We start from the raw sequence: 23,524 nt of genomic DNA on the forward strand, positions 1-23,524 counted from the left end.
TGCCCCCTGTTTGCCCCCGTTCATAACCAGAGTCCGTTCTGGTTCTGGTCCTGCTTGGACCGGGTTGCAAATGCATTCGGGGTGAGCCCGCCGAGGCTCGTGTGAAGGCGGCAGGTGTTATAGTCGACCCGCCACGCCTCGATGATGGTCCGGGCCGCCGGCAGGCTCCGGAACAGATGCTCGTTCAGGCACTCGTCGCGCAAGCGCCCATTGAGGCTTTCGACAAAACCGTTCTGTTGCGGCTTGCCAGGGGCGATGTCGTGCCATTCGACCGCACGCTCCTCCTGCCAGCGCAGGATTGCGTGCGAGGTCAGTTCGGTGCCGTTGTCCGAGACGATCATCAGCGGCTTGCCGCGGCCGGCGATGATCCGGTCGAGTTCACGTGCGACGCGCTGGCCGGACAGCGACGTGTCGACCTGGTCTGCCCCCTGAAAAGTGGTCCTCCCTGAAGTAGGCTTTCGAGCCTTTGGAGGATGCCAGGAATGCCGCAAAAGAAGCACAAGCCTGAAGAGATCGTTGCCAAGCTGAGGCAGGTCGACGTGCTGCTGTCGCAGGGTCATCCGGTGGCGGAAGCGATCCGCACAATCAGTGTGACGCCGTTCACCTACTATCGATGGCGCAAGGAGTTCGGCGGGCTGAAGTCCGACCAGATGAAGCGTCAGAAGGACTTGGAGAAGGAGAATGAGCGCCTGCGTAAGGCAGTCTCGGACCTGACGCTCGAGAAGCTGATCCTGAAGGAAGCCGCCTCGGGAAACTGGTGAGCCCCGCCCGCCGTCGCCAATGCATCGACCACACCGTGATGAAGTTCGGCGTGTCGGAGCGGTTGGCGTGCCGGGTTTTGGGGCAGCATCGGTCCACGCAGCGCAAGGTGCCGAAGGGGCGGGCTGACGACGCGTCGCTGACGGTCGACATCGTCGAGTTCGCCACCCAATTTGGCCGCTATGGCTACAGGCGGATCACGGCGCTGCTGCAAGAGGCGGGCTGGCTGGTCAACCTGAAGCGCGTCGAGCGGATCTGGCGTCAGGAAGGCCTCAAGGTGCCGGCCCGGCAACCAAAGCGAGGCCGGCTTTGGCTGAACGACGGTTCGTGCATCCGGCTGCGACCGGAATATCCCAACCACGTCTGGTCCTATGATTTTGTCGAAGATCGCACCCACAACGGTCGGAAGTTCCGAATGCTGAATGTGATCGACGAGTTCACCCGGGAATGCATTGCGATCCGGATCGACCGGAAGCTCAAGTCCACCGACGTCATCGACGTCCTGTCCGACCTCTTCATCCTGCGCGGTGTGCCGGGTCACGTTCGGTCGGACAACGGTCCTGAGTTCGTCGCTAAAGCGGTGCGCGAATGGATCACGGCGGTCGGAGCGAAGACAGCGTTCATCGAGCCCGGCAGCCCATGGGAGAACGGCTACTGCGAGAGCTTCAACTCGAAGCTTCGCGACGAGCTTCTGAACGGCGAGCTGTTCTACAGCCTCGCCGAGGCCCGCATCGTCATCGAGAGTTGGCGCCGGCACTACAACACCCGGCGCCCGCACTCCTCGCTCGGCTACCGCCCTCCAGCGCCCAACGCCGTGCTGTGGCCGGCTGCGCCACCCCAACCCGCTTCGCCGGCCACCTCAAACGTCGCCGAAAAGCCCACCATGCATTAGAGCGTGTTATGCACCTGTCATAAGCTTTTCAGCTTGTCTGAGCATAAGGCAGACGAAGGCCACCATGTGCAGGCCAGCCAACGTACTGGCGTAGCGCTCGTAATCCTTGACCAGCCGCCGACAGCGCGTGGCCCAGGCAAACGAGCGCTCTACCACCCATCGGCGCGGCAGCAGGACGAAGCCGCGCTTGGCCTCGGGCGCCTTCACCACCTCCAACTCGATGCCGTGGGCACGCGCGGCGGCTGCGGGCTTGGGGCCGGAATAGCCCTGATCGACAAAGCCCAGATCGACGCTGTCGCTCGTCTCCGCCTGGACCTCGGCCGCCAGCCGGCCGACCTCGGCCCGGTCGTCGGTACTGGCGGGCGTCACGTGCAGCGCCACGACGTGGCCGGGCGTGTCCACCGCCAGATGCACCTTCGCCCCGCGCTTGCGCTTGGCTCCGTCGTAGCCCGCCCGCTCGCCGCTCTCGGGCGAGGAGCGTAGCGTCCGGCTGTCGAGGATCACCGCGGACGGCTCAGGCTCCCGCTCCGCCGCCATCCGCAGCACCGCCCGCAGGTCGCTGGCCATGTCCGCGAAGCTGTCGGCGGAAAGCCAACGCTGCGTCTGCTGATAGACCGCGGCCCACGGCGGCAGATCGTGCGGCATGAACCGCCACGGTGCCCCCGTCTTCACGATGTAGCGCAGCCCGTTGAACACCTCGCGCAGGTCGTGGTCGCGCTGGGCCGAGTCCTCCCGCAGGAGCGCGAGATAGGGCGCCACCAGAGCCCATTCTTCATCGGACACGTCAGACGGATAGGCGGGGCGATCGGTCGGCATCACCCTCAACGCAACGCCCACCAATCAGTTCATAACACGCTCTAGATTTGAACTGGGCCACCGAATGGGGGCAGGCCAGACCACCAGCGCCAAGCACTCCCGCGTGCAGTCGTCGACCACGACGAGGATGCGGAAGCGCCGCCCGTCGTCGAGCGTGTCGGAGACGAAGTCGAGGCTCCAGCGCTGGTTCGGCTCCTGCGGCGCGGCGGCCGGTGCCCGCGTGCCAAGGGCACGTTTGCGCCCACCGCGCCTGCGCACCGAGAGCCGCTCTTCCCGATAGAGGCGGAACAGCTTCTTGTGGTTCAGCGTGAGGCCCTCCCGCCGCAGCAGGATGAGCAGGCGCCGGTAGCCGAACCGGCGGCGCTCGCCGGCCAGGCCGCGCAGGCGTACCCGCACGGCCGCATCGTCACCTCGCGTCGAGGCGTAGCGGTAGGTCTTCGGCTCCAGGCCGATCAGCCCGCAGGCGCGACGCTGCGAGTAGCCCTTCTCCTCGATGGCCCAGCTCACGGCCGTTCTCCGTGCGCCGGGCGTCAGAAGTTTTTTCTCAAACCCTCACGCAGCGTGGCCACGTCGAGCATCGCTTCGGCCAGGAGTTTCTTGAGCTTGCGGTTCTCCTCGTCGAGCGTCTTCAGGCGGCGCGCGTCCGAGACCTCCATGCAGCCGTAGCGAGAGCGCCACGTGTAGAACGTCGCGTCGCTGATGCCGTGGCGGCGGCAGATCTCAGCGACCGGCAGCCCGGCCTGCTGCTCCTTCAGGATGCCGATGATCTGCTCTTCGCTGAACCGGCTCTTCTTCATCGTCCGTCTCCTGATCGACGGACCTTAGCTTCAGAATGAGGGCAGGCCAGAGGGCAAGATCAACATGCTTCAGAGCGACCTGAGTGAGCAAGAGGGCGATGCCTTGCAGCCGCCTGTGGATGGCCAGAGGGCGCCCTTGGCAATGAGCGCAGGATCGTATCCACTGCGTGTGCGCAAGAAGGTAAAGCGCATGCAATTGCAATGATTTAGTAGATGTCTTTTGCTGAGGTCGTTCTGGGTGAGAATCCTGGCGCCCCAGCCAAGCCTCCCCTAAGCCTTTCAATATCAACGGCTTGTGTGCCGGGCATCTTTTTCCCGCAGACAGGCGTAACCGTCAGCGGCTTGCCACGGCCGGACATGGTGCGGCGGCTAGCAACGGGCGCTGGATGTTCGGTCCCAGTCCAGAGTGTGCTCGGATCGAGCCTAAACCGGTTAGGCTGTTTCGCGCCTCGCCCGGATGGGCGCTGATCGCGCGCGGGCCACCCAACAGCCCGAGGGACGGCATCGCACCGCTCGAAGGACTCGTCGAAACCGACTGGCTTCCCTTCACCTTCACGATGAACTGGCGCTTCACGCGGCTCGGCACGGTGCGGTTCGCGAAGGGAGAATGCTTCTGCTTCATCGCGCCCGTTCCGCACGAAACGTTCGACGCGATCCGCCCGCGTATCAGAAGCTTCGACGACGACCCCGAGTTGAAGGCCGCGTACGACGAATGGCGCGGTCGCCGCTCGGCTTTCCAGGCCCGCGTCGCTGCGGGCGAACCGGACGCGGTCCGCGCGGGATGGCAGCGCGACTACATCGCCGGGCGCGATCCGGCCGGCAGCGATGGACCGACGTTCCATCGCACCAAGCGGATCTTGCCCGAGCCTGTCCGTTCGGCGCTGGGGGGGGAGCCGATGTCGCTCCACGGAACATCGCGGATTTCATCTTGCGGCTATGCCTGAAAACCGGTCCCCGCGCTGCCGCCGCGTTCGCCGCACCCGTGCCCGGAACATGAGCATCGAGCGCGCGTTCTCTGCGCACTTCCTGAATTATCGCTCGCCAACAAGGCAAATCGATGCGCGACGTCAACAAGTCGAATGGCACTGCTATGCTTGCGACGTGGAAGCGTAGCGGTAGAACCACCCCTGCGATGAGCAACGCTGGACTGGCAAAGTCAGCACCCATCACGACGACAAGCCACGCCCCCCACGGGCAACAAGGCTCGTCGGCCAACCGCGTTGCTCGCACAAGCGATTTCGAGGGCTTCGGATCCTTCTCGAGCTGAGGGCCCGGATACGTGATGTCCGGTTTCGGCCGGTCCTTCCAAGAGGCCCAAGGCGGGGTCGCCGGCGCCGACCTGTAAGCCGCGCGGTTCGTGATGGCGCTGAAACACGCCTGCGGATCGTCCTGCTGTTCCGCCTGCGCGATCGGGATCGGGCTCTCCCGGCGGAAGGGATCGGTGCAGGGGTTGCCGCGATGCTCGAACGGACCCGCTCGGTCGACTCGCCTGGCTGCGCCGTCGCCGTTGGCTGGCCGCACAGCACGCACGACAAAAGGGCCGGCTTCGCGCCGGCCCTCTTTACTTCGTCCCATCGAGGTGGGCGCACGAGCAAAGCCCGCGCGCCCACCTCCGAAAAATCAGTCGTTGATGGCGGCGACGACGCCGGCACCGACGGTGCGTCCGCCCTCGCGGATGGCGAAGCGCAGCTTCTCTTCCATGGCCACCGGCACGATCAGCACCACGTCCATGGTCACGTTGTCGCCCGGCATCACCATCTCGGTGCCCTCGGGCAGCGTGCACACGCCGGTCACGTCCGTCGTGCGGAAGTAGAACTGCGGGCGGTAGTTGGTGAAGAACGGCGTGTGGCGGCCGCCCTCCTCCTTCGTCAGGATGTAGGCCTCGGCCTTGAACTTCGAGTGCGGCTTCACCGAACCCGGCTTGCACACGACCTGGCCGCGCTCCACGTCCTCGCGCTTCGTGCCGCGCAGCAGCACGCCGACGTTGTCGCCCGCCTGGCCCTGGTCGAGCAGCTTGCGGAACATCTCGACGCCGGTCACCGTCGTCGTCGTCGTCGGACGGATGCCGACGATCTCCACCGACTCGCCGACCTTGACGATGCCGCGCTCGACGCGACCCGTCACCACCGTGCCGCGGCCCGAGATCGAGAACACGTCCTCGATCGGCATCAGGAACGGCATGTCGATCGGACGCTCGGGCTGCGGGATGTATTCGTCGACCGTCGCCATCAGCGCCAGGACGGCCTCCTTGCCGATCTTGGGCTCCTTGTCCTCGAGCGCCATCAGGGCCGAGCCCTTGGTGATCGGGATGTCGTCGCCGGGGAAGTCGTACTTGGAGAGCAGCTCGCGCACCTCCAGCTCGACCAGCTCCAGGAGCTCCTCGTCATCGACCATGTCGACCTTGTTGAGGAACACCACCAGCGCCGGCACGCCGACCTGGCGGGCGAGCAGGATGTGCTCGCGGGTCTGCGGCATCGGGCCGTCGGCGGCGGACACGACCAGGATCGCGCCGTCCATCTGGGCGGCACCGGTGATCATGTTCTTCACGTAGTCGGCGTGGCCGGGGCAGTCGACGTGCGCGTAGTGGCGGTTCGTCGTCTCGTACTCGACGTGGGCGGTCGAGATCGTGATGCCGCGCGCCTTCTCTTCCGGCGCCTTGTCGATCTGGTCGTAGGCCGTGAAGGTCGCCCCGCCCGACTCCGCCAGAACCTTCGTGATCGCCGCCGTCAGCGACGTCTTGCCGTGATCCACGTGCCCGATCGTGCCGATGTTGCAGTGCGGCTTGGTACGGGAGAACTTTTCCTTGGCCATCGTGCAATCCTACCGCGGGACCGGCCATGAGCCGGGCGTAAAGGCGCGGACCGATTAGAGGCTTGTGCGACGATGATCAAGCGGCAGGTTTGCCGGGAGAGCGGATCGCGCCGAATGACGGGTCAGGAGGCGGCCTCGCCGACCGGTTCGTAAAGCCGCTGCGCCTCCGGGGCGCCGCCGCGGCGCTCGCCGAGATCGAGCACCCGCACCAGCATGGTCCCGTGGGGGGCGGCGACGGTGAGCACGTCGCCGCAATGGATGGCCTTGGCCGGCGCGTCAGCACGGATACCGTTCACGCGGACATGCCCGTCGCTCACCAGCCGCGCCGCCATCGAGCGGGTCCGCGCGAAGCGCGCGAACCACAGCCATTTGTCGAGGCGCTGGCGCCCCGCGCTCATCCGGCGGTCACGGCTGCCGCAACCGTCACGGCATCGGTGCGCCTTGAGACCGGCAACCGCTCGTCGGGCGGAAGCGTCAGCGCTTGCCCCCGTCCGATTCGAGCTTCGCCTTCAGCGCGGCGAGCGCTGCGAAGGGCGAATCGGGATCGGGCTGGCGCTCGCGGCGCGGCGGGCGCTGCTCCGCATTGGGGCGGCGGTTCTCGTCGCGGCGGTCGGGGCGGTTGCGGCCGCCCTGATGCTCCCGGCGGGAGCCGCCCTCGCCCTGGCCTTCCCGGCGGCTGTCGCCCCTGCCGTCGGCACGGGCCGGACGTCCGCCCTCCGGACGGTCCTCGCGGGGACGGCGCGGGCCGTCGCTACGACGACCCTCTTGGCGACCATCCTGTCTACCCTCTTGCCTTCCGTCCTGGCGCCCGTCCGGCCGTCCCTGGCCACGGCCGGGCCGCGGACCGGTGTGACGCTGCGGACGGTGCAGATGCCAGACCTCGACGGTCTCGGGCGCAGCCGGCTCGGCGGCAGCGGCGTCCGCCTCCGTGGAGGGCTCATCGGCCGGAATCGCCGAATCGGCCGCGTCCACCGCCTCGACCTCTCCGGTCGCCGCAGCCGCCTGCGCGGCGTCGGCGGTCTCGGCCGGCATCGGCGCGGCGGCTTCGGGAGCCGCGTCGGCCGTCTCGGCCTCGCTCGGTGCCGCTTCCTCGATCGGGTCAGCGGCTTCGACCGGTGCGTCGGCCGCCTCTTCCGAGGCGGGCTCGGCCTCGGCGGCGACCGTCTCGGCTTCGCCCCCGGCCTCGGATGTTGCCTCGGCAGGCGCCGTCTCGTCGCTCGGCTCGGCCGTGGCATCGACCTCGGTCGCGTCCTCCGACGTCGCCTGAGCCGTCTCCTCGGCTGGCGTCTCTTCGCCCGATGTCGCCTCGGTCGCCGTCGCCTCGCTGGCGGTTTCTTGGGCCGCCGTCTCCTGCGGCGCGGCCTCGGCGGGGCGCGCGGCGGGCACGGTCGGTGCGGCGGCGACCAGCGGCACGGTGATGGCTGGGCCGGGACGGTTCTGCGCGACGTAGCCGAGGGACTTCAGGATCGAGGCGAAGTCCTCGCCCGAGCAGCCGACCAGCGAGGTCATGTTCACGGTGGCCACGAAGCCGTCGCCGTCCGCGGTGCCGGCCGGCGGCTCGCCCGGGGTCGTGCCGGGGCGGTAGGCGATGGCCGGGCGGATCAGGTCGGCGAGCCGCTCCAGGATATCGACGCGCACCGCCCGCTCGCCACAGACCCGGAAGCCGGCGGCGCGGTAGAGGCCCTTGGCGATGTTCGGATCGACCTTGATCGAGGTGCGGCCGGAACTGGCCAGATGCGCGATCTCGTCGAGGCCGGGCTGGTCGAGGCCGCCGTTCTTCAGCGCCCAGAGCTGGGCGGCGAGGGTGCGCGGGGCCGGCTTCAGCAGCGCGGGCAGGAAGATGTGGTAGGCGCCGAAGCGCACGCCGTGGCGGCGGAGATTCGCCCGCCCGTCCTGATCGAGGGTGCGCATCTCATGCGCCACCTTGGCCCGCTCCAGCACGCCGAGCGCCTCGACCACCTGGTAGCCGATGCCACGGGCGAGACCCGTGAGGTCGGCCGCCGTCTCGATCTCCATCAGCGGCCCGAGCAGGCGCACGACGTGGGCGCGCAGCCATGCGGCCAGCCGCGTCTCGACCTTCTCGCGCGCGGCGCCGGACAGGCTGTCGTCGGCGATGAGGCGGATGCCGGGCTCGAACAGTTTGTCGCCCGGCGTCAGCTTGGCGACGGGATCGCCGGTCCAGCGGATGATGCCGTCGTGCGAGAGCACCAGCGCGGCGTCGGCGGCCGAGGCGAAGCGGTCGGCCCGCGCCTCGATCTCGCCGGCCAGCGCCTTGTCGGCGGCGGAGCGCAGGGTCTTGGCTTCGTGTCCCTCGGCCTGGGGGTCGGGCACGAATTGGAACCCGTGAAGACGGCCCACATGTTGACCCTCGACGGTGACGTCACCGCCGGAGGTGATTTCGGCTTCCAGCATCGTCTTCTCTCTCAAGCGCCGCATCAGGACGCTGGTGCGCCTATCGACGAAGCGGCTCGCGAGGCGCTCGTGCAGGGCGTCGGACAATCTGTCCTCTACCCGACGCGTCTCGCCCTGCCAATGCAGAGGATCGAGCAACCAGTCGGGCCTGTTTGCCACGAAGGTCCAGGTCCTCCCTTGCGCGATGCGCTGGGACAGGGCGTCGATGTCGCCGTCGGTGCGGTCGATCATCGCCACGTGCCGGGCGAACCAGTCGTTGGGGATGCGCCCCGCCATGCCGCGCATCAGGAAGCGGTAGAGCTGGGCCACGAGGTCGGCATGGGTCTGCGGATGGACCTTGCGATAGTCCGGCACGCCGCAGGTGTCCCAGAGCCGGCGCACCGCCGCCGGGCCCTTGGCCATGTCGCGGATGTCGTCCTCACGCATCAGGATTTCGAACGCCTGCTGGTCCTCGCCCATGGGCGCGCGGGTGAGGCCGGATTCGTGCGGATGTTCGTCGAGGCTCGCCTGCAGCCGTTCCAGCGAGGCGAATTCGAGGTCGGGGTTGCGCCATTGCAGCATGCGCACGGGTTCGAAGTCGTGGGTCTCCAGCGCCTCGATCATCTCCGGCTCGAAGGGCGGGCAGCGCCCCGTCGAGCCGAACGTCCCGTCGGCGATATGGCGTCCGGCGCGGCCGGCGATCTGGCCCATCTCGGCCGGGGACAGCTTGCGGAAGCGGGTGCCGTCGTATTTCCAGTTGGCGGCGAACGCCACGTGATCGACATCGAGGTTGAGTCCCATCCCGACCGCGTCGGTGGCGACGAGGTAATCGACGTCGCCCGATTGATACAGTTCGACCTGGGCGTTGCGGGTGCGGGGCGAGAGCGCGCCGAGCACCACCGCCGCGCCGCCGCGCTGGCGCCGGATCAGCTCGGCGATGGCGTAGACCTCCTCGGCCGAGAAGGCGACGATCGCCGTGCGGTGCGGCAGCCGCGAGATCTTTTTTTCGCCCGCGAAGGTCAGGCTTGAGAGACGGGGGCGCGTCGTCGTCTGCACGCCGGGGATCAGCGCCTGCACCAGCGGCAGCATGGTCGAGGAGCCGATCAGCAGCGTCTCCTCGCGGCCCCGCCGGTAGAGCAGGCGATCGGTGAAGACGTGCCCGCGGTCCATGTCGGCGGCGAGTTGGATCTCGTCGATCGCGACGAAGGCGACGTCGAGGTCGCGCGGCATCGCCTCGATGGTGCAGATCCAGTAGCGCGGCCGGTCCGGCTTGATCTTCTCCTCGCCGGTGATGAGGGCGACGTTCTCAGCCCCGACCTTGGCGACCACACGCAGGTAGACTTCGCGGGCCAGGAGCCTGAGGGGTAGGCCGATCATGCCGGTCGGATGCAGAAGCATCCGCTCGATGGCCATGTGCGTCTTGCCCGTGTTGGTCGGGCCGAGCACCGCCGTGACCCCGCGCGCGCGGGCCTCGCGGTGAAGGGTGCGGAGCGTCATGCGGGGGCGGCGATCCCTACGGCGCTGAGGGCCGTCGGCGGAGCGGAGGGCAGCCGGGCGCTGGGCCCTGCATCGGAAGACGGCCGCTAGCGGTACGGGGCGAGCCGCGGCGACCGTCCTTCATATGGGACGCCAGGGCCCTGCCCGCCAGCGGGGGCGCCGACGCCGGGATAGGCGTAGATGTCGATCCGGGGCTGCGGCTGCTGCGGCGTGAGGTCCGTGCAGAGGGTATCGGGCATCGCCGTGAGCGGGCCGCGGCGGGGGGCACGGTGCTCGATCACCTGGGCGGTGGAGAACGCGTCGGGGCCGCAATCCGGCCCGGCCGTGAGGGGGCCGCCGGCCTGGGCGGCACCGGAGGAAAGAACAACCAGCACGATGCCGATGATTCGCCGATCGTTCCTGCGGCGTGGAGCGGCTGCGGACCGGCACATGGTTGAACCTCCCGACCGCATCGAAGCCTGCCCGATCCTTGCTCGATCCCGCCCGCACCCCTCACCTGAGGTGCCGTCGCGCCGGCCTCGAAGGATGAGGGCGTGAGCGGGATCGTTGCGCCGCATCCCGGTCCGAAAGCTTTAGCGCTGCGACAGGCTCGCATCGGCGACGGCGGCCGGTTGCGTCTCGCCGCCGCTGGCGGTCGCGGTGCCGGTCCGCGTCCAGCGGGTCGCCTCGATGATGTTGGTGCCGAGCGTGGTGCGCACGGCGATCCGCAGCGGCACCAGCACCCGGGTGCCCTCGACGGGTGCGAGCCAGACCGACATGTCGCGGTTGTCTTCCATGAACTTCACCCCTGGCCGGTCGGGCCGGTGGCCGGCGATGGCGACGTAGCGGGCGTTGCAGACCAGAACCGGCCCGCTGTAGCCGGGCTTTTCCACCTGCCGGGTCTCGCCGTAGCTCAAGACCACGTTGAAGCGGGTGGCGCCGTCGAAGACGGGAAGCGTGCGGTTACAGTTCTCGGGGTCGGTGAGGTCGGCGCGGGCGCGGGCCGGCATCATCAGGGCGCTCGCGGGATCGATCACGCCGCGCTTGGCCGCGGCGGTGACGGGCACCCGGTCGCCGGTATCGAGCAGCGGCGGGGTCACCTCGGCCTGGGTAACGTTGCCGTTGGCCAGCGCCATGCGCACGGCGATGCCCGAACTACTGGTACGGGTGGCGATCGAGAAGGCGCTCGGCAGCGGTGACGCGGCGATGCTGCCGGAGGACCGGGCCGAGCCCTGGCCGCCGGTGACCGCGCCGACGAGGCCTGTCAGCACCGCCGAGACATCCATGCGGTAGCGCGCGCCCTCGAAGGCCCCGGTGAGCTGGGCGTTGCCGATCGGAATACCGGCGAGGTTGACGCTGTAATCGACGGCGACGCCCGCGGGGGCCGCCTTGGCCCTGTGGGCCCGCGGCGCGGCCTGTGTCCCGGCCGGAAGGGCGAGCGCCCCGGCGAGAAGCAGGAGGTGGGCGCGAAGGATGGGCTTGGCGCGCATGGTCTGGACTCTGGGCGGCTCCACGCTCCCGCGCCGCTCGGGACGAGGCGGCTGGGACGAGGAAGCTTAGCGCCTGCCATGGTTAACAGACCGTTCGGGCAGCGCCAGGGGGCTTTCGGCCGACGGTGCTCTCGGGCGAGCCGACGCACGCCCCACAACAGTCACGGCACCAGCCTGACGGCAAACCGGTCGCTGCATGAACTTTAATGCGATCGTAACGCCTGTGGACGAGCATCTTTTATGGATCGGGCGCGGCGGGTTCGTATGAAGGGCGTCGTTTTAAGGAGTTCCTGGACTTCGTGTCCGGGGCGCTCGGTTCCGAGCTCGCCGACGACATCATCGATGACGCGGATGTCCCGAACGGCGGCGCTTACACGGCGGTCGGGACCTATCCGTATAGCGAGATGCAGGCCCTGGTGACCGCCCTGTCGCGCCGCACCGGCAGTTCCGTGCCGGACCTGCTGACGCTGTTCGGCCGGCATCTCTGCTTACGGTTCGTGGTGCGCTATCCCGAGTTCTTTACGGTGCAGGCATCGCTGTTCGATTTCCTGGAAAGCGTCGACGCTTACATCCACCGCGAGGTTCACAAGCTGTACCCCGACGCCGAACTGCCGGTGTTCCGCCTCACCCGCCACGGCTTGGATGCGATCGATCTCGACTACGAGAGCTGCCGCCCTCTCGAAGCGCTGGCCGAGGGCATGATCCAGGGCGCGGCCGACCACTTCCGGCAGCCCGTCGCCGTCGCCAAGCTGAGGGTCGAGGACCCGGCCGGCCCCTTCGTGCGCTTCTCCATCAAGCACGCGGCCTGATGCCGTGATGCCGGGATCGAGCGAAGGCCCGCCGGTCACGGCAAGCCCTGAAATCGACGAGCGCATCCGGCGCCTGGAGCGGCGCGTCGCCCGCGAGCGGAGTGCCCGCGCCGAGGCCGAGGCCCTCCTCGAAGCCAAGTCTCGCGAACTCTACGACCTCAACCAGCAACTCTTCCGCTTCGCGGCGGACCTGGAACTGCGGGTGGACGAACGCACGCGCGAACTGGCCCTGGCGCGCGAGCGCGCCGTGGCGCTGGCCGAGCGCGACCAGCTCACGGGTCTGGCCAACCGCACCCGCTTCGTCCGCGTCCTCGGCGCCGCCGTCGGCCGGGCCGGTCGCGGGACAGGCAGCGAGCGCTTCGCCCTGCTCCTGCTCGACCTCGACCGTTTCAAGGAGATCAACGACAGTCTGGGCCACGAGGCGGGAGACGTGTTCCTGCAGCATGTCGCCCGCCGCCTGAGCGGGGCCGTCGGCGAGGGGGCGGTGACGGCGCGCCTGGGCGGCGACGAATTCGCGGCCATCGTTCCGCTCGGCCCCCGCAGCGATCTTGCCCGTCTCGGCGATGCCGTGGTGGCGGAGATCGGCCGGCCGGTCGCCTATCGCGGGCGGACGCTGGAGGCGTCCGCCTCGCTCGGGATCGCCGTCTTCCCCGACGATGCCGCGACGGGCCGCGACCTTCAGCGCTTCGCCGACATCGCCCTCTACCGCTCGAAGACGGCCCGGGCCGCCTGGACCCGGTTCGACGCGCGGATGGGCCTAGAGATCGAGGAGCGTCAGGCCCTGGGGGCCGATCTCGGCGCGGCGATCCGCTCCGGCTCGATCGAGCCATGGTTCCAGCCGATCGTCGACGGGGCGACCCACCGTCCCGTCGGAGCCGAGGCGCTGGCGCGATGGGTGCATCCGCGGCTCGGCTTCCTCGCCCCGGCCGCCTTTCTCGGTCTGGCCGAGGAGCGCGGACTGATGCAAGACCTGTTCGCAGGCATGATGCGCCGCGCCTGCCCGCCGGCGCGGGACTGGGTCCGGGCGGGGGCGATCCGCACCTTGTCGGTGAACCTCTCGCCGAGCCAGTTCAAGCTCGGCTCGGTCGCCGACGACGTCATCGCACTCCTCGACGAGCTCGACTTCCCGCCCGAGGCGCTGACCGTCGAAATCACCGAGGAGGTGCTGCTGAACGATCTCGATCGCGCACGGGTGCAGTTGGAGCGGCTCGCCGCCCACGGCGTGCGGATCGCGCTCGACGATTTCGGCGTCGGCTATTCCAACATCGGCTATCTCCGCCGACTGCCGATCCAGACGCTGAAGCTCGACCGGCTGCTCACCTTGGACGTGGCGCAGGAGCACGAGGCCCGCTGCATCCTCGGCGCGATCGTCCAGATCGCCCGCACCCTCGACCTGCGATTGGTGGCGGAGGGGGTGGAAGATCCCGGTCAGGCGCTCTGGCTCAGCCATCTCGGCTGCCGCCACCTCCAGGGCTACCTCTTCGGCCGGCCGATGCCGGCGGAGGCCTTTGCCGGCTATCTCGGCTTTGACGGGGCGCGGCGCATCGCCTGAGGCCGGCCGCGCCTGAGTGTCTCTCACAAAACGCCCGCCGCGCCGGCATCGCCAGAACGAGAACGGTCAGAGACCGGGCGTTTTGTGAGGCACTCTTACTTCTGCGGTGTCCAGGCATGCCCGTGATAGACGAAGCGTTCGCTCTCGCTCGCCAGGGCCGCGAGGCCGCTGAAGGCGGGGTCCTTCACGGTGATGACGCTGGTGGGGATGGTGCGCATCTGCTCGGCGAAGGGCGCTTTGCGCTCGAAGGCCTCGCGGAACGCGCCCTCCCGCAGGATAGAGACGATCCGCGGGGCGATGCCGCCGCCGATATACACTCCGCCGGTGGCAAGGAAGGTCAGCGCCAGATCCCCGCACACCCGGCCCAGGAGCTTGCCGAACAGTGCCAGCGCGGCATGCGCGTGCGGATCCTCGCCCGAGAGGCCGCTGCTCGTGATCTCGGCCGGGTCGCACAGCGAACCGTCTCCGCCCGCCCGCACCGCGCGGATCGCCGCGCAGAGCCGGGCGAGACCCGGACCGGAGAGCAGCGTCTCCACCGTGACCCGCCCCTCGACACGCTCGACCGCCGGCCAGATCTCGAACTCCTCCGCGTCGGTCGGCCCGAGATCGGTGTGGCCGGCCTCCGTCGAGACGATGGCGAGGCGGTCCTCGTAGGGGATCAGGGCGGCGGCGCCGAAACCGGTGCCTGGCCCGAGCACGAGGCGCGGCCCGCTCGCGTCACCGCAAGTCGGGCCGATCGGCGTGAGGTCGTCGGGCGCAATGCCGGCCGCGCCCGCGGCGACCGGCACGTAATCGTTGACGAGGGCGACCCGCGCGAGTCCGAAATCGCGGGCGATCGCGGCGGCGTCCACCAGCCAGTCGGCGTTGGTGAGCTGGACCGCCGGCGCATCGACCCGGCCCGCGATCGCCAGGATCGCCGAGCGCGGCGCGGGCCCGCCGCCCTGCGCCAGGGCGGCCCGGATCGCAGCACTCGGATCGGGATGGCCGTGCGTCGCCTCGCGCGAGAGGAGACGGGGCGGCGCTCCCCGCGTTTCGATCAGGCCGAAGCGGGCATTGGTCCCGCCGATATCGCCGATCAGCACCGGGAATTCGAACATCCGCCTCTTGCCTCTCGTGGTGCTTTGCCGGGACCTTAACAGAGGGCTCTGTAACCCGCCCTCTGACGTCAAGCGGTGCCTCGCAGATCATCTGGCAGACTGCTTACACATTGTGCAGATAGCGAATATGCTAAAGTCCACGAGCGTGTGTGCCATAAAACTTATCCATGGCCCTACAGTGAGCCAGAGACCGCGGGCCTAGAAACTCAACGACTGTTTCAAAGTCAAAGTCCCGATTGTCATCCGCATGCTGAAGGATTTCTAGAAATCCGGATCCCACTGCATCGCGATCTGGATGATTTTCGGCCAATGCCAGCTCACATATCTCAAACACTCGTCGCAGGGATTCTTGGTCGAGTGGGTTGGTTATAAGTGCCATTCCTAGAGATGAGGCCAGTATGGTACGCGGCGGCAGCTCGGGATGCCAGTGTGAATATTCTTCCTCAGCCGCACGCTTTAGGCTTGGCGCGACCTCTGCTATTGCGCGCAAGTGATCTGTGTCCATAATCACTCCAAATTATGGCCGGCCATTCTCTAAGAAGAAAACTTCGAGCGCGGAAAGATGCTTGAATGGATTATCTCATAGGATTCTCTAATTTCGAAATGAATGATCCGACTTGGTTTCGCACCCACGGGACTCTTGGCTTCTGTCCGTGATCGGCACTGTGCCCACCACATGATCGCGTTCCGATGAGAGGCGAGCCCATATGCGACAGCGGACTTGGCTCAGAGGCCAGCACACCCGTCATTCCGGCTTCACCTCCCGCCCGTCCCCGTGAGGACGACCCTACGAGGCCGGGCGTATCCTGCCCCGATCCCTGCAGGTCGTGAGGTACCTATGTGGCGGTAGTGACCGGAACCTCAACCGCGCTGAAGCGGAAGGTCGTGCCTTCCCCCCCCATCCGGTGCATCACCAACGCCATCTTGCGCGCCAGCGCCACCGTCGCGGCGCGAGCGTGGCGAGCATCCATGCACAAGACGTTGGGCACGCCGAGTTCGGTCATCTCCTCGCAGAGCCAGCGCGCCGGTCTTCAGGCCGATGCGAGCCAGCGGCAGGCCGAGGTCGCCGAGCCATGTCGCCAGCGTCTCCGATTCACTCGCGACCTTGGCCTCGCGGACGATCCTGCCGTCCTCATCGACGACGCACACGGAGGTCTCGGTCAGCGAGACGTCGAGGCCGGTATAGTAGCGTATGAGCCTGCTGCCGGATGGTGGGTCGCGGGCTGATCACCGGCAGATCGGATGGCACCTCGGGCAGCTTGCCACAATCCGCGACGCGGGGAAGGCTGGCGAAGGCCCGGTTCCCCGATCTGCGCCGGCCGTTCGGCAAGCGGTGAACGAAGCGGTGAACGATGTCAGGCGGCGGGCAGCGTGTCCGGGTCGATCGGCGCGCCCTCGGCCCAGGCGGTGATCAGCGCGCGCACATCCGCGGGCGTGGCGATGCGGCGGCCGGCCACGGTCTCTCCGTCGCCGATGCGTACGCTGAACCCGCCATCCGCGTTGACGGAGGCGAAGGCGATCTCGTCGGTGCGGTCGTCGCCGAGGAAGATCGCGCGCCGGCCGGTATAGGGTGCCGCTTCCAGGAAGGCGCGGATCGCGTGGCCCTTGGTGGCGTCGGCCGGCACGATCTCGCCGACCGCCTTGCCGAGCTGAAGCCGGTAGGCGGAGCCGAGATCGGCCGCCACCGCCTTCACGATGGTCTCGGCCGCCTGCGCATCGCCCGGCGTGGCGAGCCGCCAATGCACGGCGACCGAGGCGCCCTTGTCCTCGATCAGCACGGATTCGTAGCGGGCCGTCTCCGCGTGCAGCCGCTCGACGCCCGCGCGCAGGTCCGGATGATCCTCCGGCCGTCCGCCGCTCAGACGGCCGTCCACCCGGCGCTCGACGCCGTGCAGCCCGGCCACGTCGAATCGGGCAGGGCTCAGGAAGTCGTCGATCACCGTGACGGGCCGTCCGGTGACGATGGCGAGTGCCCCGCCGAGCCGCTCGCGCAGGCGCTCCAGGGCCGGCACGAGGCCGGGATCGACCTGCACCGCGTCGGGGCGCGGAGCGATCTCGACCAGGGTGCCGTCGAAATCGAGGAACAGCGCATAGTCTGCGGTTTGGCGTGCGGCTTCGCTCACGGCATCGTCCTTCTCTCGGGCTCTCGATGCGCTAGCATGAGGGCCGGTTGCGACAAACCAGTGATGCAACATCAACGGAGGCGCCCGTGCGGCCCATCCCCGTCCGCCCCGGTCCGGGGCAGGAAAGCGTCTGGGACTATCCCCGCCCGCCCCGGCTGGAGCCGGTGCCGGAGCGGCTGACCGTCATCCTCGGCGGCCGGACCATCGCCGCGACCACGGCCGGCTTCCGGGTGCTGGAGACGAGCCACCCGCCGACCTACTACGTTCCACCCGGTGATATCGCCGAGGGCGTTCTCGGGCCTCCGCGCCGGGCCGGAATCTGCGAGTGGAAGGGCCGGGCCGTGCTGTTCGACGTGACGGGCGGCGGAGAACGGGCGCCGGGGGCGGCCTGGGCCTATCCCGACCCGACGCCGGGCTTCCGGCCCATCGCCGGCTACGTCGCCTTCTATGCCGGGCCGATGGATTCCTGCCTCGTCGGCGACGTGCGAGTCGAACCGCAGCCCGGCGGCTTCTACGGCGGCTGGATCACGCCGGGGCTCGTCGGCCCGTTCAAGGGTGGGCCCGGCACGATGGGCTGGTGAGGGTTTTCGGGCTGGCGCCGCCCTGTGCAAGGCCGCTAAACCGGCCGCGGACACGAACGTAAGGAGCCGCGCATGCAGGTCGAGACCGATCCCCGAGACGTCGGCCTCTGCCCCGACCGCCTCGAACGGATCGATGCCTGGATGCGGGGCTATGTCGAGAGCGGGCGGCTGGCCGGCCTCTCGGTGAGCGTGCTGCGGGGCGGCAAGACCGCCTTCTTCCGCGCCCACGGCCATGCCGACCTCGCGCGGGACAGGCCGTTTGCCGCCGACACCCTCACCCGCATCTACTCGATGACGAAGCCGCTGACCTCGCTGGCGGTGCTGATGCTCTACGAGGAGGGCCGCTTCCAGCTCGACGATCCGGTCGCGCGCTTCCTGCCCGAATTCGCCGAGATGCGAGTGATGACCGGCGGCAACCGGGCCAAGATCGAGACCGAGCCGGCGCTCCGTGCCATCACGATCCGCGACCTCCTCACCCATACCAGCGGGCTGACCTACGGCTTCATGGAGGCGACCCTCGTCGACGCGCTCTACCGCCAGAACGAGATCGACTTTCAGACCTCGACCCTGCCGCTCGCCGACCTCGTGGCCAAGCTCGCGCAGCAGCCGCTGCTGGCCCAGCCGGGGGCGGAGTGGAACTACTCGGTCGCCACCGATGTCCTCGGCCATCTCGTGGCGGTGGTGTCGGGGATCGACTTTGCCGACTTCATGCGCATGCGCATCCTGCGCCCGCTCGGCATGGACGACACCGACTTCTTCGTGCCGGAGGAGAAGCACGGGCGCTTTGCGGCGAACTACGCCTTCGACCGCGCGGGCAAGCTGCGCCTCTACGACGACAGCGTCGGCAGCCGCTTCCTGGCGCCGCCGCCGCTGGCCTCGGGTGGGGGCGGGCTCGTCTCCACGGCCGCCGACTACCTGCGCTTCTGCCGGATGATCCTGAATCTCGGCGAACGCGACGGTGTGCGGCTCCTGGGCCGCAAGACCGTCGAACTCATGCTGATGAACCACCTGCCCGGCGATCTCGCCGCCATGGGCCAACCGCGCTTTGCCGAATCCTCCTATGCCGGCATCGGGTTCGGCCTCGGATTCTCGGTGATGCTCGACCCGGCCCGGGCCCAGATCCTCGGTACGCCGGGCGAGGTGTCCTGGGGCGGGGTGGCGAGCACCTCGTTCTGGATCGATCCGGACGAGGACATGGCGGTGCTGCTGCTCACCCAGCTCGTCCCCTCCTCCGCCCTGCCCCTGCGCCGGGAATTGCGGGTGCTGACCTACGCCGCCATCGAGAGCTGAAGGCTCTTCGCCGTCCCGGACGGGTCTCGGGAACGCAAGCGCGGCCATTAACATATGTCGATGTGCTTTTTGCCGGCATCGGAGCGGACCGCATCCGCTCCGATGCCGTGAGGCTGCCTGCGTCCGCCGCGACCGGATCGTTCGAAGACATCAAGGGAAGCCCGACCGGACATGAGCGATCTCACCGCGCAGAACCCTCTGGGCTCGAAAGGCCCGAGGATGCAGGTCAACCCACCGGTCTTCTTCATCTCGGCCGGGCTGACCCTGGCCTTCGCCGGCCTCAGCGCGCTGTTTCCCGCACAGGCCAAGTCGATCTTCGACACCCTGCAAGCGGGGATCGTGCACGAATTCGGCTGGTTCTACATCGCCGCCGTCGCCGGCTTCCTCGGCTTCGCGATCTTCCTGATGCTGAGCCGCTACGGCGACGTGAAGCTGGGGCCGGACGACAGCGAGCCCGATTACAGCTACCTGTCGTGGTTCGCGATGCTGTTCAGCGCCGGCATGGGCATCGGCCTGATCTTCTTCGGTGTGGCCGAGCCGCTCCAGCATTACGCCACGCCCCCCACGGGCGCGGGCAAGACCATCGAGGCCGCGCAGCGGGCGATGGTGCTGACCTTCTTCCATTGGGGCGTGCATGCCTGGGCGATCTACATCGTCGTGGGGCTGGCGCTGGCCTACTTCTCGTTCCGCCGTGGCTTGCCGCTCACGGTGCGCTCGGCCCTCCACCCGCTCATCGGCGACCGGATCAACGGTCCGATCGGGCACGCGATCGACATCTTCGCGGTGCTCGGCACGATCTTCGGCGTCGCGACCTCGCTCGGGCTCGGCGTGCTTCAGGTGAACGCCGGCTTCACCCACCTGTTCGGCTTGCCGAACAACACGCTCGTGCAGATCGTCCTGATCGCCGCCATCACCGGCTGCGCCACGCTGTCGGTCGCCTCGGGGCTCGACCGGGGCGTGAAGGTCCTGTCCGAACTCAACATCATCCTCGCCGTCGTCCTGCTGGTCTTCGTGCTGGTCACCGGCTCGACGGTGTTCCTGCTCCAGGCCTTCGTCCAGAACGTCGGCGCCTATCTCGGCGCCGTGGTCGAGCGCACGCTCCAGACCTACGCCTACAGGCCCAACGAGTGGCTGGGCAGCTGGACGCTGTTCTACTGGGGCTGGTGGATCGCGTGGTCGCCCTTCGTCGGCATGTTCATCGCCCGCATCTCGCGTGGGCGAACCATCCGCGAATTCGTCACCGGCGTCCTGCTGGTGCCGGTGCTGTTCACCTTCTTCTGGATGACGGTGTTCGGCAACACGGCCATCGAGATGGACCGGTCCGGCGCCGTGGCGCTGACGGACATCGTCAAGGACAACATGCCCGTCACCCTGTTCGAGATGCTCGGGCACCTGCCGTTCGGTACCATCGCCTCGGGGCTGGCGACGCTGCTCGTGATCTTCTTCTTCGTCACCTCGGCGGATTCCGGGGCGCTGGTGATCGACATGATCACCTCGGGCGCGGCCGATAACCCGCCGCTCTGGCAGCGGGTGTTCTGGGCGATCAGCGGCGGCACCGTCGCCGCCGTCCTGCTGGTGGCGGGCGGGCTGGAGGCGCTCCAGACGGCGGCCATCGCCAGCGCCCTGCCCTTCTCCGTCGTGATGATCTTCATCTGCTACGGCCTGCTCCGCGCCCTCCAGATGGAGGGCCGCAGCGGCGGCCTCGATCTGTCCGCGGCCGCTGCCGCATCGGGCGGCCTGTCCTGGCAGGAGAGGCTGGCGGCCATCACCCATTCCTACCGGAAAGAGGATCTGAAGGCCTTCCTCGACGAGACGGTGGCGCCCGCCCTCGAAGCGGTGGCCGGGCAGATGCGCGAGAGCGGCTTGTCCCCCGAGGTGGTGCGGGCGGCCGAGCGCATCGATCTCATCGTTCCCTACGGCGACCGCGGCGCCTTCCGCTACGGCATCCGGGTGCGCGGGCTGCGGACGCCGAGCTTCGCCTGGGCCGAGAACCCGTCGCGGTCGTCGGACGAGCGGCACTATCGCGCCGTCGTCCAGACCTCCGAGGGCGACCGCCCGCACGATGTCACCGGCTATGGCCGGGAGCGGGTCATCGACGATCTCCTGAAGCGCTACGCGCAGTTCCGGGCGGTCCGGGGCGCGGCCTGAACCGACGGGTCCGATGGCCGAGGTCCGGTCCGTCGGTCCCGATCGGCATCGGTGCGGGTTGGGTCCCCACCGTGCCGCCCGCCTCGCAGCGCCGGGGAAACCGACGACCGCGACCCTCCACGGGGTGCTTGAGACGCATATGGGGGCTGCGGGACGCTCACCGCCCCGGTTCGTCGTGCGTCGGCATTTCCAGCCCCGACGCCGCCCGTATCATCCGGCCGCAACGTCCGCACAAGCCGCTGATGCACACCGCGCCGAGCGACCCAAGCGTCCGGCGTGAGGAAAATTTCGCGTTGATTCAAAATAAATTTGAGATGGCATTGAGCGGATGACGCACTGCAAATGAGCCGTTTTGATCGAAAATTTTTGTCGATCCACGAGACTGCTTGATTGAACTTTAGTGCCGACCCTGTTTGGATCGAGCCTTAGAACAAAACCAAGTTGGGCAGGAAACGATGGTCAGTCCCGAGCCTTGGAACGCGACCCGCGCGGCTGCAATCGTCGCTGGGCTGCAATCCCTGGAAGGCGCGACTCTCCCTATATTGCATGCTCTGCAGGAGACATTCGGCTACGTCGACGCGCAGGCCGTGCCGATGATCGCCGACGCGCTGAACCTGTCGCGCGCCGAAGTGCATGGCTGCCTGACCTTCTATCACGACTTCCGGCGCGAACCGCCGTCCGGGCGCCACCACGTCAAGCTGTGCCGGGCCGAGGCCTGTCAGGCGATGGGCTCCGACCGGCTCCACGGCGAGATCCTCTCCCGCATGGGCTGCGACTGGCACGGTACCAGCGCCGACGGCGTGACCGTCGAGCCGGTCTACTGCCTCGGCCTGTGCGCCAACGCGCCCGCCGCCCTGGTCGATGACGAGCCGCTCGCTCGCCTCTCGGCCGAATCCCTCGACGCCGCCCTCAAGGAGGCCCGCGCGTGAGCATCACCCTCTACGTCCCGCAGGACGCGGTCGCCCTGGGGCTCGGCGCCAACCGCGTCGCCCGTGCGATCTTTGCTGGCGCCGAGCGGCGCGGTCTCGACGTGCGCATCGTCCGCACCGGCACCCGCGGCCTGCTCTGGCTCGAGCCGATGGTCGAGGTCGCCACGCCGGAGGGCCGCATCGCCTACGGCCCGGTAACCCCGGCCGATGTCGAGAGCCTGCTCGACGCGAACTTCGTCGAGGGCGGCGAGCATGCACTCCGCCTCGGAAAGCCCGAGGAAATTCCGTTCCTGGCCAAGCAGCATCGGCTGACCTTCCACCGCTGCGGCGTGGTCGATCCGGTCTCGGTCGAGGATTACCGGGCCCATGGCGGCTATCGCGGCCTGGAAGCCGCGCTGAAGCTCGATGCCGAGGGCGTCGTCGCCCAGGTGCGCGATTCGGGTCTGCGCGGGCGTGGCGGCGCCGGCTTCCCGGCGGGCATCAAGTGGAACACGGTGATGCTGGCCCAGTCGGACCAGAAATACGTGGTCTGCAACGCGGACGAAGGCGATTCCGGCACCTTCGCCGACCGGATCATGATGGAGGGCGACCCCTTCAACCTGATCGAGGGCATGACCATCGCCGCGGTCGCGACGGGTGCCACCCGGGGCTACATCTACTGCCGCTCCGAGTACCCGCAGGCGTTCCGGACGCTGCGCGATGCCATCGCCAACGGCGTGCGGGCCGGCGTCCTCGGCGACGACATCCTGGGGAGCGGCAAGAGCTTCCACCTCGAGGTCCGGTTGGGCGCCGGCGCCTATATCTGCGGCGAGGAGACCTCGCTGCTGGAGAGCCTTGAGGGCAAGCGCGGCATCGTCCGGGCCAAGCCGCCGATCCCGGCGCTGAAGGGCTTTCTCGGCAAGCCGACGCTCGTCAACAACGTCATGACCTTCACGGCCGTGCCCTACATCCTGGAGCACGGTGCCAAGGCTTATGCCGAGTACGGCATGGGCCGCTCGCTCGGCACCCTGCCGATCCAGCTCGCCGGCAACATCCGGCAGGGCGGCCTGATCGAGTACGCCTTCGGCATCACCATCCGTCAGGTGATCGAGGATTTCGGCGGCGGCACGGCCTCGGGCCGGCCGGTCCGGGCGGTGCAGGTCGGCGGTCCGCTCGGGGCCTACTTCCCCGACGATCTGCTCGACACGCCGCTGGATTACGAGGCGATGGCGGCCAAGAAGGGCCTCGTCGGCCACGGCGGCATCGTCGTGTTCGACGATACGGTGGACATGGCCAGGCAGGCCCGCTTCGCCTTCGAGTTCTGCGCCACCGAATCCTGCGGCAAGTGCACCCCCTGCCGCGTCGGCGCCACCCGCGGCGTCGAGACCATGGACAAGGTCATCTCCGGCATCCGCCCGGAGGCCAATCTCAAGCTCGTCGCCGATCTCTGCGAGATCATGACCGACGGCTCGCTCTGCGCCATGGGCGGCCTGACGCCCATGCCCGTGATGAGCGCCATCACCAACTTCCCCGAGGACTTTCGGCGCGCGGGCGATCTGCCCGTCGCGGCCGAGTGAGGAGGCC

The 23,524-nt window shown here is 68.5% G+C and carries 17 protein-coding genes and 3 pseudogenes; 9 read left to right on the forward strand and 11 right to left on the reverse strand.

What is annotated here, in order from left to right:
• Positions 1–20: 20 nt before the first annotated feature.
• Positions 21–413: pseudogene (locus Y590_RS21615) on the reverse strand (integrase core domain-containing protein); the annotation flags it as partial.
• Positions 414–482: 69 nt separating this feature from the next.
• On the opposite strand from Y590_RS21615, the gene Y590_RS21625 reads away from it, so the two are divergent.
• Positions 483–1,651, forward strand: a protein-coding gene (locus Y590_RS21625) for an IS3 family transposase (protein WP_144440034.1) whose coding sequence is annotated in 2 segments (ribosomal slippage) — positions 483–747 and positions 747–1,651 — 1,170 coding nt in all. Because the reading frame shifts where the segments join, the coding sequence is not laid out codon by codon here.
• 6 nt (positions 1,652–1,657) lie between these two features.
• Here the strand turns inward: Y590_RS21625 and Y590_RS21630 are convergent.
• Both Y590_RS21630 and Y590_RS26035 read right to left on the reverse strand, forming a co-directional pair.
• Positions 1,658–2,467 carry an IS5 family transposase gene (locus tag Y590_RS21630; protein ID WP_060771660.1) on the reverse strand — a complete coding sequence of 270 codons (810 nt, stop codon included), beginning with the start codon at positions 2,465–2,467 and terminating at the stop codon, positions 1,658–1,660.
• Positions 2,468–2,545: 78 nt separating this feature from the next.
• A pseudogene (locus Y590_RS26035) lies at positions 2,546–3,264 on the reverse strand (IS3 family transposase); the annotation flags it as partial.
• A gap of 386 nt (positions 3,265–3,650) precedes the next feature.
• Here Y590_RS26035 and Y590_RS27470 point away from each other — a divergent pair.
• A complete protein-coding gene (locus tag Y590_RS27470; protein ID WP_286161801.1) occupies positions 3,651–4,208 on the forward strand; it encodes a DUF6065 family protein in 558 nt (185 codons plus the stop codon).
• A 676-nt stretch (positions 4,209–4,884) separates the two neighbouring features.
• On the opposite strand, the gene tuf is transcribed toward Y590_RS27470, so the two are convergent.
• The 5 genes from tuf to Y590_RS21670 form a co-directional block, all read right to left on the reverse strand.
• On the reverse strand, positions 4,885–6,075 hold the full coding sequence (gene tuf, locus Y590_RS21650) for an elongation factor Tu (RefSeq protein WP_012255488.1): 1,191 nt from the start codon (positions 6,073–6,075) through the stop codon (positions 4,885–4,887).
• A gap of 122 nt (positions 6,076–6,197) precedes the next feature.
• Positions 6,198–6,473, reverse strand: a complete 276-nt coding sequence (locus Y590_RS21655) for an RNA-binding S4 domain-containing protein (RefSeq protein ID WP_060771664.1) — start codon at positions 6,471–6,473, stop codon at positions 6,198–6,200.
• Between the two features lie 76 nt (positions 6,474–6,549).
• Entirely contained in the window at positions 6,550–9,963 is a 3,414-nt protein-coding gene (locus Y590_RS21660) for a helicase-related protein (RefSeq protein ID WP_060771665.1), read from the reverse strand.
• 86 nt (positions 9,964–10,049) lie between these two features.
• Positions 10,050–10,394: a hypothetical protein gene (locus tag Y590_RS21665; RefSeq protein WP_060771666.1), complete on the reverse strand. Its 345-nt coding sequence runs from the start codon at positions 10,392–10,394 to the stop codon at positions 10,050–10,052.
• Between the two features lie 141 nt (positions 10,395–10,535).
• Positions 10,536–11,432, reverse strand: coding sequence for a DUF3108 domain-containing protein (locus Y590_RS21670; RefSeq protein ID WP_060771667.1), 897 nt, complete (start codon positions 11,430–11,432; stop codon positions 10,536–10,538).
• 233 nt (positions 11,433–11,665) lie between these two features.
• On the opposite strand from Y590_RS21670, the gene Y590_RS21675 reads away from it, so the two are divergent.
• Together Y590_RS21675 and Y590_RS21680 are read left to right on the forward strand one after the other, a co-directional pair.
• Complete coding sequence (locus Y590_RS21675) at positions 11,666–12,241, forward strand: heme NO-binding domain-containing protein (protein WP_060771668.1); 576 nt, start codon at positions 11,666–11,668, stop codon at positions 12,239–12,241.
• Between the two features lie 7 nt (positions 12,242–12,248).
• On the forward strand, positions 12,249–13,793 hold the full coding sequence (locus Y590_RS21680) for a putative bifunctional diguanylate cyclase/phosphodiesterase (RefSeq protein ID WP_060771669.1): 1,545 nt from the start codon (positions 12,249–12,251) through the stop codon (positions 13,791–13,793).
• A gap of 95 nt (positions 13,794–13,888) precedes the next feature.
• Here the strand turns inward: Y590_RS21680 and Y590_RS21685 are convergent, their stop codons facing one another.
• The 3 genes and pseudogenes from Y590_RS21685 to otsB form a co-directional block, all read right to left on the reverse strand.
• Positions 13,889–14,890, reverse strand: a complete 1,002-nt coding sequence (locus Y590_RS21685; protein WP_060771670.1) for a glucokinase — start codon at positions 14,888–14,890, stop codon at positions 13,889–13,891.
• 923 nt (positions 14,891–15,813) lie between these two features.
• A pseudogene (locus Y590_RS26670) lies at positions 15,814–16,084 on the reverse strand (IS110 family transposase); the annotation flags it as partial.
• Positions 16,085–16,245: 161 nt separating this feature from the next.
• A complete protein-coding gene (otsB, locus tag Y590_RS21695; protein ID WP_060771672.1) occupies positions 16,246–17,013 on the reverse strand; it encodes a trehalose-phosphatase in 768 nt (255 codons plus the stop codon).
• Between the two features lie 86 nt (positions 17,014–17,099).
• Here otsB and Y590_RS21700 point away from each other — a divergent pair, with 86 nt between their 5' ends.
• The 5 genes from Y590_RS21700 to Y590_RS21720 all read left to right on the forward strand — a co-directional run bounded on the left by Y590_RS21700 (position 17,100) and on the right by Y590_RS21720 (position 23,517).
• Positions 17,100–17,594: a DUF427 domain-containing protein gene (locus Y590_RS21700; RefSeq protein ID WP_060771673.1), complete on the forward strand. Its 495-nt coding sequence runs from the start codon at positions 17,100–17,102 to the stop codon at positions 17,592–17,594.
• 72 nt (positions 17,595–17,666) lie between these two features.
• Positions 17,667–18,884, forward strand: coding sequence for a serine hydrolase domain-containing protein (locus Y590_RS21705; RefSeq protein WP_060771674.1), 1,218 nt, complete (start codon positions 17,667–17,669; stop codon positions 18,882–18,884).
• Between the two features lie 219 nt (positions 18,885–19,103).
• Positions 19,104–21,032, forward strand: coding sequence for a BCCT family transporter (locus Y590_RS21710; RefSeq protein WP_502689517.1), 1,929 nt, complete (start codon positions 19,104–19,106; stop codon positions 21,030–21,032).
• 455 nt (positions 21,033–21,487) lie between these two features.
• Entirely contained in the window at positions 21,488–21,961 is a 474-nt protein-coding gene (locus tag Y590_RS21715) for a formate dehydrogenase subunit gamma (protein WP_060771676.1), read from the forward strand.
• Positions 21,958–23,517 carry a formate dehydrogenase beta subunit gene (locus tag Y590_RS21720; RefSeq protein WP_060771677.1) on the forward strand — a complete coding sequence of 520 codons (1,560 nt, stop codon included), beginning with the start codon at positions 21,958–21,960 and terminating at the stop codon, positions 23,515–23,517. Before Y590_RS21715 ends, Y590_RS21720 begins: the two co-directional genes overlap by 4 nt.
• Positions 23,518–23,524 lie beyond the last annotated feature (7 nt).

The sequence above is a fragment of the Methylobacterium sp. AMS5 genome (assembly GCF_001542815.1).
In the GTDB taxonomy this organism is placed as follows: Bacteria; Pseudomonadota; Alphaproteobacteria; order Rhizobiales; family Beijerinckiaceae; genus Methylobacterium.

Coding starts and splice junctions, on each gene's coding strand:
- Y590_RS21630 (WP_060771660.1), bottom strand. CDS start 2,467: ATGCCGACCGATCGCCCCGCCTATCCGTCTGACGTGTCCGATGAAGAA.
- Y590_RS27470 (WP_286161801.1), top strand. CDS start 3,651: ATGTTCGGTCCCAGTCCAGAGTGTGCTCGGATCGAGCCTAAACCGGTT.
- tuf (WP_012255488.1), bottom strand. CDS start 6,075: ATGGCCAAGGAAAAGTTCTCCCGTACCAAGCCGCACTGCAACATCGGC.
- Y590_RS21655 (WP_060771664.1), bottom strand. CDS start 6,473: ATGAGCGCGGGGCGCCAGCGCCTCGACAAATGGCTGTGGTTCGCGCGC.
- Y590_RS21660 (WP_060771665.1), bottom strand. CDS start 9,963: ATGACGCTCCGCACCCTTCACCGCGAGGCCCGCGCGCGCGGGGTCACG.
- Y590_RS21665 (WP_060771666.1), bottom strand. CDS start 10,394: ATGTGCCGGTCCGCAGCCGCTCCACGCCGCAGGAACGATCGGCGAATC.
- Y590_RS21670 (WP_060771667.1), bottom strand. CDS start 11,432: ATGCGCGCCAAGCCCATCCTTCGCGCCCACCTCCTGCTTCTCGCCGGG.
- Y590_RS21680 (WP_060771669.1), top strand. CDS start 12,249: ATGCCGGGATCGAGCGAAGGCCCGCCGGTCACGGCAAGCCCTGAAATC.
- Y590_RS21685 (WP_060771670.1), bottom strand. CDS start 14,890: ATGTTCGAATTCCCGGTGCTGATCGGCGATATCGGCGGGACCAATGCC.
- Y590_RS21705 (WP_060771674.1), top strand. CDS start 17,667: ATGCAGGTCGAGACCGATCCCCGAGACGTCGGCCTCTGCCCCGACCGC.
- Y590_RS21710 (WP_502689517.1), top strand. CDS start 19,104: ATGCAGGTCAACCCACCGGTCTTCTTCATCTCGGCCGGGCTGACCCTG.
- Y590_RS21715 (WP_060771676.1), top strand. CDS start 21,488: ATGGTCAGTCCCGAGCCTTGGAACGCGACCCGCGCGGCTGCAATCGTC.